The sequence below is a fragment of the Aliiroseovarius sediminis genome, assembly GCF_022678485.1.
Classification (GTDB): domain Bacteria; phylum Pseudomonadota; class Alphaproteobacteria; order Rhodobacterales; family Rhodobacteraceae; genus Aliiroseovarius; species Aliiroseovarius sediminis.
Genome location: NZ_JALBYP010000021.1, coordinates 119,574 through 134,415, shown reverse-complemented (window position 1 = coordinate 134,415; position 14,842 = coordinate 119,574). Strand labels below are relative to the sequence as shown.

The window sequence follows — 14,842 nt, the reverse complement described above, 5'->3', positions numbered from 1 at the left end:
AGTCTTCGGAGATGATCCATGTTCCAAACCTTTGACAGCACCGCCGACCCGTCACGCGGCCCCGGCCGGTTGGAGCGTCTGCGCCGCGCGATAGCGATGAAGGGGTTGGATGGCTTCATCGTGCCCCGCGCGGATGCCCATCAGGGGGAATATGTCGCCGATTGTGATGCGCGTTTGGCGTGGCTGACGGGGTTCACGGGGTCTGCCGGGTTCTGTATCGCGCTGAACGATCACGCAGGGATTTTCGTCGATGGACGCTATCGCACGCAGGTGCGCGCGCAGGCCGACATGGAGGCGTTCACCCCGGTCCACTGGCCGGAAACCCAGCCCGGTCCGTGGCTGAAGGACAAGCTGGAGGGACAGTCGGCAAAGATCGGCTTCGATCCCTGGCTGCACACCAAGGGCGAGATCGAGAAGATCGAGAAGGCGCTGGCCGGCACCAAGGTGGCACTGGTCGCGACCGACAATCTGGTGGACCAGATCTGGCAAGACCGCCCCGCTGCCCCCAATGGCAGGATCATCGACCAACCGCTTGAATTCGCGGGAATATCCAGCGCGGTGAAACGGTCTGAATTGGCCGATGGATTGCTGACAGCGGGGCAAAAATCCTGCGTGATCACTCTGTCTGACAGCATCGCGTGGCTTCTGAACATTCGCGGCGATGACCTGCCGCGGATTCCTGTCGTGCAGGGTTTTGCAGTGCTGCATGACGATGGCTCGGTCGCGTTCTTCACGGCAGAAGGCCGGGCGATGGACGCGCGGCTTGACGCGAATGTGAAGCTGCATCCGGTGCGCGATTTCGCAGCGCATCTGAAAACGCTGGACGGCCCGGTGCGTTTGGACAAGGCGACCGCACCCTTTGCGGTGTCGCAAATACTGGAGAAGGCTGGCATCCAGATCGACTGGGCCGATGATCCCGCGATCTTGCCCAAGGCGCAGAAAAATCCGACCGAGCTGCGCGGCGCGCGCGAGGCGCATCTGCGCGACGCCGCTGCGATGGTCGAGTTTCTGACCTGGTTCGAGGCTTCTGACAAAACCGCACTGACCGAGATTGATCTGGTTACGGCGCTGGAAGAAAAACGCGGCGCGACAAATGCACTGCTGGATATTTCGTTCGAAACCATTGCCGGTGCCGGCCCACACGGTGCGATCATGCACTACCGCGTGACCAACGACACCAATCGCACGTTGGCCCCCGGCAATCTGGTCGTGCTGGACAGCGGCGGGCAGTATCGTGATGGCACCACCGACATCACGCGGACGCTTCGTGTAGGCGATGTCGGGGACGAGGAAAAACGCTGCTATACCCGTGTGTTGCAGGGCATGATTGCCCTGTCGCGCATCTATTTCCCGAAAGGGCGCGCGGGGCGCGATCTGGACCCGATTGCCCGCTATCCGCTGTTTGCGGCGCATCAGGATTTCAACCACGGCACCGGGCATGGTGTGGGGTCTTTTCTGTCGGTACATGAAGGCCCACAGCGGATCAACTCGCTCTCCGAGGTCGAACTTCTGCCCGGCATGATACTGTCGAACGAACCGGGATATTACCGCGAAGGCGCCTTCGGCATCCGGCTGGAGAACCTGATCGTGGTCGAAAAGGCCACCTGCCCGCCCGGGGGCGACGCGGACCGCGAGATGCTGTCGTTTAAGACACTGACCTTCGTCCCCGTCGACACAAGCATTGTGATCGCCGACATGCTGTCAGGCGAGGAACGCGCGTGGCTGAACGATTATCACGCGCGCTGTGTGGAAAAGCTGGCCCCAAGGCTAAGTGACGCTGCGTTGGTCTGGTTGCATGAGGCCTGCGCGCCGATTTAAGTCGCATCGGGCAAACGTTTTCGTATAAAGTCCGCCGTGACCAACCTGAAAAACGAGGAACCGATGGCTGACCAAATCACGATCCGCCCTGCAGAAGGAAAATGGACTGTTCGCGCGGGGGGTGCCGTATTGGGCGAAAGCCTGTCCGCGCTTGAGGTGATCGAGGGCGACCGCGCCCCGGTGATCTATTTCCCAAAGGGCGATGTGGCGATGGCGTTTCTGGACAAAACCGGCACCGTCACCACTTGCCCCTATCGCGGCGAGGCGCGGCATTTCTCGATCCAAACAAAATCCACGGTAATCGAGGATGCGGGTTATATGTATGATGCACCCGTCGCGCATTTTTCAACGCTTAAAGACCACCTGGCCTTCTATGCCGAGAAAGCAACCGTCGCGCGGACTTAAGCGCCCGCTATTCGGGATGCGACACCGTGCCCCCGCCGACCGCGGCGGCAACCCCTGTTGTGCTGGGCGATGACGTGGTCATCCCCCGCGCGACCCTGACTGCCAGATAAGCGAACGCCTGAGCTTCCAGCATATCGCCGTTCAGCCCGGTTGTATCGATATCATCAACCGGCATGGGCAGACGCGCGCGAAGCTCGGTCATCAGGGCGGCGTTGTGGCGCCCGCCCCCGGAGACCAGAAGCCGTGTGGGTGGGGTTGGGCAATGCTCCAACCCGCGCGCAACGGCAGCGGCAGCGCAAGCGGCAAGTGTGCGCAGGGCATCCGGCGCGGACAGCCGCGCAACCCCGTCAGAAAGATCAGGAAAGTCGTTTCTATCCAGTGACTTGGGTGGGATGCGGTGAAAATATGGGTGGGTCAGGAACGTGTCGATAACGGGGACATGGACCGATCCCGACAAGGCCAGCGCGCCGCCCTCGTCCCGGCTTTTGCCGAGTCGCGCCTGCATCAGGTCATCCATCGGCGCGTTAGCCGGGCCAGTGTCGAAGGCCAGACAAGCGCCGGGCGCATCGGGCGCCTGTTTGCCCGAATCAACCCAAGTGATATTGCCCACACCACCAAGGTTCAGAAATGCCAGCGGCGCGTCGGCCCCGATAAACCGCGCACAGGCATGGTGAAAAAACGGCGCTAGCGGCGCGCCCTCGCCGCCCAGCCCGACATCAGCGCTGCGAAAATCCCAGACAACAGGCAGGCCTAACGTTTGCGCAAGCACCTGCCCATCACCGGCCTGATGAGTGCCGCGACCCTGCGGATCATGGGCGAAGGTTTGTCCGTGAAATCCCAGAAGGCGTGCGGCGGGATCGTCAAGCATCAGCCGCGCGATTACCTCACGATGGACTGTTTCGACAATCCGCGCAGCCTTGGGCACTTCGGGGTCATCGTGCCATTTACCCAACGCGCTGCGAAGCGTCTGGCGCTGATGATCATCGTAAGGCTGAAACGCGGTCGGGCCAAACGCGGTGATCACCTTACCATCGGTTTCAACCAAAGCTGCGTCCACCCCATCCATCGACGTGCCGGACATGCATCCCATTGCCCAGACCGGGCCATTGTTCAGCCGCAGGTCGGACGCACCGTCAGAGTGGGTTTTCAACACGCTCTTTTCCTTTTCCCGCCCCCCGTCTATATGGGGGGTTCAACACTCAGGATGGACCAAAAAAACATGACCTACCACCCAAAATCCGACTTCATGCGTGTGATGATCGAGCGCGGCTTTCTGGCCGATTGCACCGATTATCAGGCGTTGGATGATGCGCTGATTGCAGGGGTGGTGCCAGCCTATATCGGTTATGACGCAACCGCGCAATCGCTGCATGTGGGGCATTTGATGAACATCATGGTCCTCAGGTGGTTGCAAAAATGCGGCCATAAGCCGATTACTCTGATGGGCGGCGGCACGACAAAGGTGGGCGATCCGTCCTTCCGGTCGGACGAACGCCCCTTGCTGGGCCCCGACCAGATCGCGGCCAACATCGCGGGCATGAAGCAGGTGTTTGCGAAATATTTGGCCTATGGTGATGGCGAAACGGACGCGATCATGCTGGATAACGCCGAATGGCTGGACGAGCTGAACTATCTCGATTTTCTGCGCGATATTGGGCGGCATTTCTCGGTGAACCGAATGTTATCCTTTGAAAGCGTGAAGTCACGGCTGGATCGCGAACAGAGCCTCAGCTTTCTGGAATTTAACTACATGATCCTTCAAGCCTATGATTTCCTAGAGTTGAATCGGCGCTATGGCTGTCTGTTGCAGATGGGTGGATCGGACCAATGGGGCAATATCGTGAACGGCATCGACCTGACCCGCAGGGTGCTGGACTCCGAGATTTTTGGATTGACGACGCCACTTCTGACCACGTCGGACGGGCGCAAGATGGGCAAAAGTCAGGGCGGCGCGATCTGGCTGAACGGCGATATGCTTAGCCCCTATGAGTTCTGGCAGTTCTGGCGCAACACCACCGACGCCGACACTGGCAAGTTTCTTAAAATCTTCACCGAACTGCCGGTCGAGGAATGCGATCGACTGGGCACGCTGGAAGGGGCCGAGATCAACGAGGCCAAGATCATTCTGGCCAACGAGGTGACGGCCCTTCTGCACGGCGCTGACGCCGCACGCGCCGCCGAAGCCACCGCACGCGAAGTGTTCGAAAAAGGCGGCGCAGGGGATGACCTGCCAACGCTTACGTTGAATGCAGATGATCTGGGCGACGGGATGTCTATCGTGCAGTTGTTTGTAAAATCGGGCCTTGCGAAATCGGGCAAAGACGCCAAGCGTCTGATCGCCGAGAGCGGGGCAAAGGTGAATGACAACGCCCTGACGGATGCGGGGCGGATGGTATCGGCGGCCGATCTTGGGCAGCCGATGAAGCTGTCAGCGGGCAAGAAGCGCCACGCATTGGTTGTCTTAGACGCCTGATAGCGAGCCGCGCGGGCTGTTTCTGGCTCACTTCGTGAGCCTGAGGGGCGCTGCCCCTACGCGCCAAATCGTGGATTTGGCGCTTCCCCGGGATATTTCGGGCCAGAAGAAAACATGTGGCGGATGGGCGTTGCTGTGGTTTGCGCGGGTCGCTACGGTTGGCGGAAATCAGACAGGATGAAGTTGTGATGACGCTCTTGAACCCTCTGCTATCTGCGACGTCTCGCCCCCCTGTGATGGAGGCCCGCCGATGGGTTGAGGGACGGGACTTTCCTGCGGACCGGCCCTTGATCAATGTCAGCCAAGCCGCGCCGGTCGATCCGCCACCGGATATGATGCGGCGGGCGATGGCAGACGCGGTCTTGCAGCAGGACGAGGTGCATCTTTACGGCCCGGTCATGGGCTTGCCGCCGCTCCGGGCTGCGCTTTCAGACAACATCGACCGCCTTTATGGCGCGCAGATTGCGGCGGAGAATGTCGCCATCACCGCGGGCTGCAATCAGGCCTTTTGCGCCGCCATTGCCAGTTTGGCCGCGCCGGGAGACGAGGTGATCCTGCCGGCGCCGTGGTATTTCAACCACAAGATGTGGTTGGATATGGGCGGAGTTCGAACCGTGCCGCTTGCGGTTGGGCCAGATATGTTGCCCGACCCCGATGCCGCACGCGCATTGATCACACCGCGCACACGGGCGATCGTGTTGGTCACGCCGAACAACCCCACGGGGGCCGAATATCCCCCTGCCCTGATCGCCGCGTTCCGCGATCTGGCGCGGGTCCGTGGCATTGCATTGGTGCTGGACGAGACCTATCGCGATTTCCATTCAAAGCCCGGCGCGCCGCATGATCTATTCACTGATCCCGATTGGGCTGACACGGTGATTCACCTTTACAGTTTCTCGAAATCCTATCGGCTGACGGGGCATCGCGTGGGGGCGGTTGTCGCGTCGCCCGCGCGGCTGGTAGACGTCGAGAAGTTTCTGGACACCGTCACCATATGCCCCGCGCAGCTTGGACAGCACGCGGCCCTTTGGGGGCTGCGCAATCTTGACGATTGGCTGGCGGGTGAGAGGATTGAGGTTTTGGCCCGTGCGCAAGCGTTGCGCGACGGGTTTGCGCCGCTTGCCAGGCAAGGCTGGCATCTGTTGGGATGCGGGGCATATTTTGCCTATTTAGAGCATCCGTTTGACATGCCCTCGGACCGGGTTGCGCAGATGTTGGTCGAACAAGCGGCGGTGTTGGCCTTGCCCGGCACGATGTTCACGCCTCAAGGGGATGCGGGCGGCCACCAGCAGTTGCGCATGGCCTTCGCCAATGTGGATGCAACTGGCATCGCAACAGTGCTGTCCCGGCTGGGTGGTATCGCTGTTTGACGCTTTGGCACTGACAGATATTGGCAATCAGGGCTGGCTCACCTACAACCCTCGCAAACAGGTGGTGAAAGGAATACGCGTATGGCAACCGGCAAGACATCCCGCACGTTCGGCTGGATCCTGATGGGTCTGGTGATGGTCGGGCTCGTGGGGTTTGGATCGACGAATTTCGGCGGCTCGGTCCGGTCGATTGCGACCGTGGGCGACACCGAAGTGGACGCAAACCGGTATCTGCGTGAATTGCAGGCCGAAATGAACGCGTTTCAGGCCGAAACCGGTGAACGTCTGACGATGGAGATGGCGCGCGGAATTGGGCTGGACCAACGGGTTTTGGCACGGGTGATAGGAACGGCCGCCCTTGAGGATGAAACGGCACAGCTTGGCATCTCGGTCGGAGATGTGCAATTGCGCGACCGCATCGTTGATATTCCCGCGTTTCAGGGGGTCGATGGGAAGTTTGATCGCGAGGGCTATAAGTTTGCGCTGGAGCAATCAGGCCTGACCGCGGCCGAGTTCGAGCGAAGCCTGCGCGACGAGGTGAGCCGCCAGATCCTGCAGGCCGCCGTGGCGACCGGGGTTGCAACCCAGCCCAGCTATGTCGAGACGCTTTATGCTTACGCGCGTGAAGCGCGTGATTTTACTTGGGCGTCGATGGGGGTCGATCGGCTGAGCACACCAGTTCCCGAGCCGACCGAGGCCGAGTTGACCGCCTATTACGAGGCCCATCCACAGGATTTCACCCTGCCAGAAACCAAGGTCATCACCTATGCGTGGCTGGACCCCGAGGATGTGATCCCGACAATCACCGTCAGCGACGACCAGATCCGCGCGCTTTACGAAGAACACTCGTCGGAATACCGGTTTCCTGAACGGCGCATGGTGGAACGGCTGGTCTTTGCCAGTTTGGAAGACGCGCAAAGCGCCGCAGATGCCATCGCGGCGGGCGAGACGACGTTCGAAGACCTGGTGGCCGCGCGCGATCTGGAACTGTCGGACATTGATCTGGGGGATTTGTCAAAGGAACAGTTGGGCGCCGCGGGGGACGCGATTTTCGCGTTGGAAGAACCGGGCATCACCGGCCCGCATGACAGTGATCTTGGTCCGGCCCTGTTTCGGATGAACGCCATTCTGGCCGCGCGCGAAACCAGTTTCGAGGACGCCCGCGAAGAGTTGCACGGCGAACTGGCCGCAGACGCCGCCCGTCGCCAGATCGGCGACATGGTGGCCGAGCTTGACGACCAGATGGCCGGAGGCGCGACGATCGAGGAAATCGCCGAAAGTCACGACATGCGGACCGGCGTTCTGAACTGGACGGCGGGCGACAGCGACGGCATCGCCGCCTATAAGACCTTTCGCGAGGCCGCGCAGGCCGTGACCGAGGATGACTTTCCCGAAATCACGTTGCTTGAAGATGGCGGCGTGTTTGCGTTGCGTCTGGATGAATTACAAGCACCGCGTCTGCAGGATCAGACCGAAGTGGCCGACGCCGTACGCGAAGGGTGGACCGCCCAAAAGCGGCTTGAGTTGCTGGCGGAGGAGGCAAGCGGCCTGATCCCGTCCCTTGAAGGCGGGGAAAGCCTGTCGTCGCTTGGCCTGACCGAGGTGGTCGAACAGGGCCTGACCCGCGATGCGTTTGTCGAGGGAACACCGCCTGCCTTCATGGACGAGGTATTCGCCATGGAGCCGGACACGTGGCAGGTCTTGCAAGGCGAGGCTGGTGTTGTGCTGGTGCGTCTGGACGCCGTACAGCCTGTCGATCAGGACAGCGACGAGGCGACTGCGCTAAAGACTGCGTTTGCAACCGGTGTGGCACAGGAAATCGCGCTGGATGTGGAAACCGCGTTTGCCCGCGCCGTGCAGGAACGGGCGGGGATCGTGTTGAACCGTCCGGTGATCGACGCCGTGAACGCGCAGTTGCAGTAAGCTCTGCCCCGCCGACCGAAAGGACACCAGATGGCGCTGACCCCCACGTTCGAGGATTTCGAAGCCGGTTGGAATGCCGGGCGCAATCAGGTGGTCTATACCCGGTTGGCGGCCGATCTGGACACGCCAGTCAGCCTGATGCTGAAGCTGACCGAAGCGCAGCGCGACAGCTTCATGCTGGAAAGCGTCACGGGCGGCGAGGTGCGCGGGCGGTATTCCATCGTCGGGATGAAACCCGATCTGATCTGGGAGTGTCGGGGCCATCAGGCACGCCTGAACCGTCAGGCACGTTTTGATGCGGACGGGTTCGAACTGGTCGAGGGCAACCCGCTGGACAGCTTGCGCAAGGTTCTGGCTGACAGCCAGATCGACCTGCCCACCGACCTGCCCGCAGCCTCGGCGGGGCTGTTTGGCTATCTGGGCTATGACATGATCCGGTTGGTCGAGCATCTGCCGGATGTGAACCCCGACCCGCTGGGCCTGCCAGACGGGATGATGATGCGCCCGTCCGTGGTGGCGGTTCTGGACGGGGTGAAGGGCGAGGTGACGCTGGTGTCGCCCGCTTTCGTCGATTCGGGGCTGTCGGCCAAGGCGGCCTATGCACAGGCAGCCGAGCGCGTGATGGACGCCCTGCGCGACCTTGACCGCGCCCCGCCGGGCGAGACACGCAACCTGGGCGAAGCGGCCGAGCTTGGACCTCTGGTATCGAACTTCGCCAAATCCGACTATCTGGCCGCCATCGAGAAGGCGAAGGATTATATTCGCGCGGGCGATATTTTTCAGGTCGTGCCCAGCCAACGGTGGGTGCAGGATTTTCCCCTGCCGCCCTTTGCGCTGTATCGCAGCTTGCGGCGTACGAACCCCTCACCCTTCATGTTCTATTTCAATTTCGGGGGGTTCCAGGTGGTGGGGGCCAGCCCCGAGATCCTGGTGCGCGTCTTTGACCGCGAGGTGACGATTCGCCCCATCGCCGGCACCCGCCCGCGCGGCGCAACGCCCGACGAGGACAAGGCACTGGAGGCCGATCTGCTGGCCGACCAGAAAGAACTGGCCGAGCATCTGATGCTGCTGGATTTAGGACGCAACGATGTAGGACGCGTGGCGAAGATCGGCACGGTGCGCCCAACGGAAGAATTCATCATCGAACGCTACAGCCATGTGATGCATATCGTCTCGAACGTGGTGGGGGAGTTGTCGGACGATCACGACGCGCTGTCGGCCTTCTTTGCCGGGATGCCCGCGGGCACTGTCTCCGGCGCGCCAAAAGTGCGCGCTATGGAAATCATTGACGAGTTGGAGCCGGAAAAGCGCGGCGTCTATGGCGGCGGCGTTGGGTATTTCAGCGCGGGCGGCGACATGGATATGTGTATCGCCCTGCGCACCGCCGTGGTGAAGCATGAGAAGCTCTATATTCAGGCGGGTGGCGGCGTTGTCTATGACAGCGACCCGGACGCGGAATATGAAGAGACGGTGAACAAGTCGAAAGCCATAAGGCGGGCGGCGGAAGATGCTGCGATGTTCACGCGCGGGGGCAACGGGTAAGGGATCAGGGGCTTTACCCCTCTGCGCTGCGCGCATTCACCCCAGGATATTTTGGGCCAGAAGAAACGGGCGCGTCAGTTGCCCAGCATCCATGTGCCATTGGGCCAGAAGGCGTGAAAGGCGAAGGCGAAAAGCACGTCATGGGGCACGTCGCGCCCTTGGGCGTCACGAACACGGATCGTGCCGACGTCGCGCCCGTCAGCGATACGCGCAGTGTCGAGCGCCGAGGCCTGCCCGGCGGACCAGCTGATCACCAATCCGGTTTCGCGAATCTCGCCGCCGTCCGACAGGCGCGCGACGGGCCAGGCGCGGTCCTTGACCCGGACGACCCGCGCAAGGGCGGGCACGCCATGCGGCGGGTTCTCGCCCGAGAAGAACGGATATGGCTGATTGCGGCTGTCATAACCGGCATAGGGGTTTTGACCATAGGGGCGTTGGGCCTTGGGTTGCGCCATGACAAGGCCATCAGGGTTGCGCGTCGTGAATTCAGCCCAGCTTTCCATCCACGCCGGCAGTTGCGTCAGTTGGGTGCCGGTATGGTCCCCGACGATCCCCTCGCCGATGGCCTGCTGCCACCAGCTTTCGGTTTCCCTGTCATACATCACCATGTCGGAGTTTCTGAGCTTGCCGGTCACGCCGAAGGTCAGGATTTTGTTTCCCACCCTTCGATCAAACACCATGCCGGAGTTGCACAGCGGGCAGAAGGTGACGGCGACGGGGATGCCGCCCACGCGGTCGTTGACGATTTCGTGCCAAGTCAGATAGCGCAGCGGATAGGCGCGCGGGGTTTCGTTGGCAAGTTCCAGCGTGATCACCGGCTCACGCGCCCCAAGGCTGGTGTCATCGGCGGCCTTGATGAAGACGGGGTCGGTCAGGGCCGGGATGCCGTCGCGACCGGGGCCGCCGGACAGGATCTCGTCCCAGTCCGGGATGCTGGTCTGGCTGAAATCGGTTTTCGGGAATTCGCGCGCCCAAATGGCTGGGTCCGCGCGCAGGTCTTGCGCCCATAGCCCAAGACTGATGGCAAGCAGGGTCAGGATGATGCGCATGGGGCCTTTCCTTATTGTTGCCGCCAGATGATCCTGACAGAGAACGGAAAGGCCCCATAGCCCCTGTCACGGGGGTTTGAGCGGTTGTGTGCGCGGATCAGTCGATCACGCGCATTGTCGTCATCACGTCGGGCGTGCCGGTCACCGCACCATTGGGACCATCACCGCGCTTGATCTTCTGCACCACGTCGAAGCCCTCGGTCACATGGCCGACGACGGTGTAGCTGCCGTCAAGGTTGGGACTGGGGGCAAACATGATGAAGAACTGGCTGTTGGCCGAGTTGGGACTTTGCGACCGCGCCATTCCGACCGTGCCCGCGACGAAGGGTTCGTCAGAGAACTCGGCCGGTAGGTCGGGATAGCTGGACCCACCCATGCCTGCGCGCCCACCATTGCCGTCGGTCTTGCCGAAGGCGACATCGCCGGTCTGGGCCATGAAACCTTCGATCACGCGGTGAAAGATCACGTTGTCATAGGCGCCGTCATTGGCCAGTTGGACGATCCGCTCCACATGCCGTGGGGCCAGGTCCGGGCGCAGGGTGATGACCACCTTGCCCTCTGCCTCGCCCGCGATGGTCAGTTCGACCTTGGGCGCGTCGCCAAGGCTTGCCGTGTCCACCTCGGGTGGCGACGACGGCCAGAGCGTGTAGACCGCATAGCCCACGACGATGGCAACGCCCGCCAGAAAGGCGATCCAGAAGATGCGCCGGTCGCGCTTGCCATAAGCGTCAGGCATCGGCGGCAACCTTGACCGAGATCATCGTGTCGGGGTCTGCAGGCGGCTCGCCACGCGTGATGGCATCCACATGCTCCATTCCCGAAATAACGCGGCCATAGACGGTGTATTGGCCGTTCAGGAAATGGTTGTCCTTGAAGCTGATGAAGAACTGGCTGTTGGCCGAATTCGGATCTTGCGAGCGTGCAGCCCCCAGCGTGCCGCGATCATGTGGCAGCTTGGAGAACTCGGCAGGCAGGTTGGGCAGCGAGGAGCCGCCCGTGCCCGCATGGCGCAAGGTCATCGGGTCTTTGCCATTGGCGACATCACCGGTCTGAGCCATGAAGCCGTCGATCACGCGGTGAAACACCACGCCGTCATATTCGCCCGCGCGCGCCAGTTCCTTCATACGCTCGGTATGTTTGGGCGCCACGTCGGGCATGAGCTCGATGACCACGGTGCCGCCTTTCAGCTGCATCAGGATGGTGTTTTCCGGATCTTTGTATTCGGCCATCTGGGCCTCCTTCCATCGGGGTGTTATGGGGTTGTGTTCGCGGGGCAACCTATGCCCGCACGCGGTAAGATGAAAGAGGCAAGCTGCGCAATTTCGGCCGACGACCGTTGACCCCGGTGCTCTTTTGATGTGCAACTGCCGTGTAGCTGATGGAGAGACAGATGGCCTGGAAAACACTCGACGACATGGATCTTGACGGCAAAGTCGTGCTGACGCGCGTGGATATCAACGTGCCGGTGGAGAACGGCCAGGTGACGGACGACACCCGTATTCAGCGCATTCTGCCCACCATCCGCGATATCTTGGAGGCTGGCGGGATGCCTGTTTTGCTAGCGCATTTCGGACGCCCAAAAGGCCAGCGCGTGCCGGAAATGTCGCTGTCCGTGGTCCGTCCTGCGCTTGAGGCCGCCCTGGGATCTCCCGTCAAGTTTGCTGAGGATTGCATCGGTGGGCCGGCGAAAAAAGCGGTGGCTGGGTTGGAAAAAGGCGACGTGTTGCTTTTGGAAAACACCCGGTTCCATGAAGGCGAGACCACGAATGACGGCAGCTTTGCTGCGTCATTGGCGGCGTTGGGCAATGTTTATTGCAATGACGCGTTTTCCGCCGCGCACCGTGCCCATGCATCGACCGAGGCGTTGGCGCATCTGTTGCCCGCCTGCGCGGGCCGTCTGATGCAGGCCGAGTTGACCGCTTTGGAAACAGCGCTTGGCGATCCCGAACGCCCGCTTGTCGCGGTGGTGGGTGGCGCAAAGATTTCAACCAAGTTGGACCTGTTGGGCAATCTTGTCGAAAAGGTCGATCATCTGGTGATTGGCGGCGGTATGGCGAACACGTTTCTAGCCGCACAGGATATCGACGTGGGAAAATCGCTGGCCGAACACGACATGGCCGACACCGCACGCGAGGTTCTGGACAAAGCCGATGAAAAGGGCTGCAAGATCGTCCTGCCCAGCGACGTGGTCGTGGCCCGCGAATTTGCAGCGGGGGCCGAGCATCAGGTGGTCGCCGCCGATGCCTGCCCGCCGGATGCGATGATCCTTGATGCCGGGCCCGAGACTGTGGAACGCATCACCGATATTTTTGAGCGCGCCAAAACCTTGATATGGAACGGCCCGCTTGGCGCGTTCGAAATCGAACCGTTTGGCGCAGCGACCAACGCGGCCGCAAAGAAAGCGGCGCAATTGTCGGCCGAGGGCAAGCTGATATCGGTTGCCGGTGGCGGTGACACGGTCGCAGCCTTGAACAAGGCGGACGCGGCGAAGGACTTCACCTATATCTCGACCGCCGGGGGGGCGTTTCTGGAATGGATGGAAGGCAAAGATCTGCCCGGCGTGATCGCGCTTTCAGACTAAAGGTTTGTTGGAAAAAGAGAATATTAGCCCCGGCACCCTTAAAAAGTGCCGGGGCTTTTTCTTGATAATTGGTTCTTGACTATATCCTGACTGTTTTAGTAAGTTTTCACTATCAGCCAGTTGCGCGTCAACCAGCCGGAGACTTGAGAGCCGCAAAGCTCACGTTTAACAGGAGCGCGACAATGACAGCTCAATTCGAAGGTCCGCATTTGGCCCGATCCGATATTCCATCACCCCTGCCCATCCTGCCCGGCCTGCAATGTTTGGCCGCGTGGATTTTGGCCTGCCTTGAAGGAGACACCCGATGACAGCCCCACTGCACAGTTCCACATTCGATACCGCCAGCCAATCAACCCCGCCCTGCCATGATGCGCTGGACCTGACCGGTCTGGGCAAGAAGGCTCAGATCGTGCTGAACGACATGGTTTACACGCTGACGATCACGCGGGCCGGTAAGCTGATCTTGACGAAGTAACTCTGCAATCGCTTTGGTGCGCGCGTCGGGCGGCGTTCCCCCGCCCAATCGGTTCCCCGCGCCCAAGACCGGGGGCAAGGCCCACGACCGTTTCATCCAGCCTTGCCCCCAACGTCCCTGCCCGCCTGTGGCAAATGTTCTGCGTAACGTTAGCGCCAGCATGTTTGCATGGTCACGTCCAGTCGCCTAGAACAATGGAAACACATCCAGATTGGGACAGGACCGACATGCCAAACCAAGCACAAATGGAAAAGATCAAAGCCGGGCAAGGCTTCATCGCAGCCCTTGATCAATCGGGCGGTTCGACGCCCAAAGCGCTGCGCCTTTATGGCATCGACGAAGACGCCTATTCGGGCGACGGCCAGATGTTTGACCTGATCCACGCCATGCGCGCGCGGATCGCGCAAGCCCCGGCTTTTACGGGCGATAAGGTGATTGGCGCAATCCTGTTCGAAATGACGATGGACCGCGAGATCGCCGGAAAACCCACCGCAACTTATCTGTGGGAAGATCGAGGCGTCGTGCCGTTTCTGAAGGTCGATAAGGGGCTGGAGGACGAAGAAAACGGTGCGCAGTTGATGAAGCCGATGCCCGAGCTTGACGCGCTTTGCGCGCGCGCCGTGAAGGCGGGCGTGTTCGGAACCAAAATGCGCTCGGTGATCAATGCGGCAAATGCCGACGGGATCAAGGCCAATGTCGCCCAACAATTCGATGTCGCAAGGCAGATCCTGGGCCACGGGCTGATCCCAATCATTGAGCCCGAGATCAACATTTCGATCCCTGACAAATCCGCTGCCGAAGACCTGTTGCTGGCCGCGTTGAAATCGCAGCTGGACGCCCTGTCCGACGATCAGATCGTGATGCTGAAGCTGACTTTGCCCGAGACGCCGAACCTCTATAAACCCTTGGTAGATCACCCGCGCGTGGCGTCGGTGGTGGCGCTGTCGGGCGGCTATACCCGGGCCGAGGCCAACGAACGGCTCGGTCAGAACACCGGCGTGATCGCCAGCTTCTCGCGTGCGCTGACCGAAGGGCTGTCCGCACAGCAATCTGACACAGAATTCAACGCGACCATCGCTGATACGATCGACAGTATCTATCAGGCCTCGATCGCGGGCTGATCGCCCTAGATCATGAATTACGCCCGTTGCTGCGGCTGCGGGCGGTTTTTGTTGTCTGCTCTTGCCCGCTTTTTTATCCAGCGAT

Annotated in this window: 14 protein-coding genes; 10 read left to right on the top strand and 4 right to left on the bottom strand. The window is 61.1% G+C overall.

What is annotated here, in order from left to right; genetic code table 11:
* Nucleotides 1–18: 18 nt before the first annotated feature.
* Both MN186_RS03075 and MN186_RS03070 read left to right on the top strand, forming a co-directional pair.
* Entirely contained in the window at nt 19–1,818 is a 1,800-nt protein-coding gene (locus MN186_RS03075) for an aminopeptidase P family protein (RefSeq protein WP_242111430.1), read from the top strand.
* Nucleotides 1,819–1,881: 63 nt separating this feature from the next.
* Nucleotides 1,882–2,223, top strand: a complete 342-nt coding sequence (locus MN186_RS03070; RefSeq protein ID WP_242111426.1) for a DUF427 domain-containing protein — start codon at nt 1,882–1,884, stop codon at nt 2,221–2,223.
* Nucleotides 2,224–2,230: 7 nt separating this feature from the next.
* Here MN186_RS03070 and MN186_RS03065 read toward each other — a convergent pair whose 3' ends face one another.
* Complete coding sequence (locus MN186_RS03065) at nt 2,231–3,313, bottom strand: anhydro-N-acetylmuramic acid kinase (protein WP_242112698.1); 1,083 nt, start codon at nt 3,311–3,313, stop codon at nt 2,231–2,233.
* Nucleotides 3,314–3,442: 129 nt separating this feature from the next.
* Between MN186_RS03065 and tyrS the strand changes: the two genes are divergently transcribed.
* The 4 genes from tyrS (at nt 3,443) to trpE (ending at nt 9,531) form a co-directional block, all read left to right on the top strand.
* Nucleotides 3,443–4,696: a tyrosine--tRNA ligase gene (tyrS, locus tag MN186_RS03060; protein WP_242111425.1), complete on the top strand. Its 1,254-nt coding sequence runs from the start codon at nt 3,443–3,445 to the stop codon at nt 4,694–4,696.
* Between the two features lie 188 nt (nt 4,697–4,884).
* Nucleotides 4,885–6,066, top strand: coding sequence for an aminotransferase (locus MN186_RS03055; RefSeq protein WP_242111424.1), 1,182 nt, complete (start codon nt 4,885–4,887; stop codon nt 6,064–6,066).
* Nucleotides 6,067–6,147: 81 nt separating this feature from the next.
* Nucleotides 6,148–7,989 (top strand): peptidyl-prolyl cis-trans isomerase, encoded by a 1,842-nt coding sequence (locus MN186_RS03050; RefSeq protein WP_242111423.1) that lies wholly within the window; start codon nt 6,148–6,150, stop codon nt 7,987–7,989.
* Between the two features lie 30 nt (nt 7,990–8,019).
* Entirely contained in the window at nt 8,020–9,531 is a 1,512-nt protein-coding gene (gene trpE / locus MN186_RS03045; protein ID WP_242111422.1) for an anthranilate synthase component I, read from the top strand.
* A gap of 74 nt (nt 9,532–9,605) precedes the next feature.
* Here trpE and MN186_RS03040 read toward each other — a convergent pair whose 3' ends face one another.
* The 3 genes from MN186_RS03040 to MN186_RS03030 all read right to left on the bottom strand — a co-directional run bounded on the left by MN186_RS03040 (nt 9,606) and on the right by MN186_RS03030 (nt 11,809).
* Nucleotides 9,606–10,580 carry a DUF3179 domain-containing protein gene (locus tag MN186_RS03040; RefSeq protein ID WP_242111421.1) on the bottom strand — a complete coding sequence of 325 codons (975 nt, stop codon included), beginning with the start codon at nt 10,578–10,580 and terminating at the stop codon, nt 9,606–9,608.
* Between the two features lie 97 nt (nt 10,581–10,677).
* Nucleotides 10,678–11,316 (bottom strand): peptidylprolyl isomerase, encoded by a 639-nt coding sequence (locus MN186_RS03035; protein ID WP_242111419.1) that lies wholly within the window; start codon nt 11,314–11,316, stop codon nt 10,678–10,680.
* The gene (locus MN186_RS03030) at nt 11,309–11,809 is read right to left on the bottom strand and encodes a peptidylprolyl isomerase (protein WP_242111418.1); all 501 of its coding nucleotides are present in this window, start codon (nt 11,807–11,809) and stop codon (nt 11,309–11,311) included. Before MN186_RS03030 ends, MN186_RS03035 begins: the two co-directional genes overlap by 8 nt.
* 161 nt (nt 11,810–11,970) lie before the next feature.
* Here MN186_RS03030 and MN186_RS03025 point away from each other — a divergent pair, with 161 nt between their 5' ends.
* From MN186_RS03025 to MN186_RS03015, 4 genes are all read left to right on the top strand, one after another.
* Nucleotides 11,971–13,161 (top strand): phosphoglycerate kinase, encoded by a 1,191-nt coding sequence (locus MN186_RS03025; protein ID WP_242111417.1) that lies wholly within the window; start codon nt 11,971–11,973, stop codon nt 13,159–13,161.
* 182 nt (nt 13,162–13,343) lie between these two features.
* A complete protein-coding gene (locus tag MN186_RS16415) occupies nt 13,344–13,469 on the top strand; it encodes a hypothetical protein (protein WP_255743669.1) in 126 nt (41 codons plus the stop codon).
* A complete protein-coding gene (gene hemP / locus MN186_RS03020; protein ID WP_242111416.1) occupies nt 13,466–13,636 on the top strand; it encodes a hemin uptake protein HemP in 171 nt (56 codons plus the stop codon). The genes MN186_RS16415 and hemP overlap by 4 nt, the downstream gene beginning before the upstream one ends.
* 245 nt (nt 13,637–13,881) lie before the next feature.
* Entirely contained in the window at nt 13,882–14,757 is an 876-nt protein-coding gene (locus MN186_RS03015; protein ID WP_242111415.1) for a fructose bisphosphate aldolase, read from the top strand.
* The last annotated feature ends 85 nt before the right edge of the window (nt 14,758–14,842 follow it).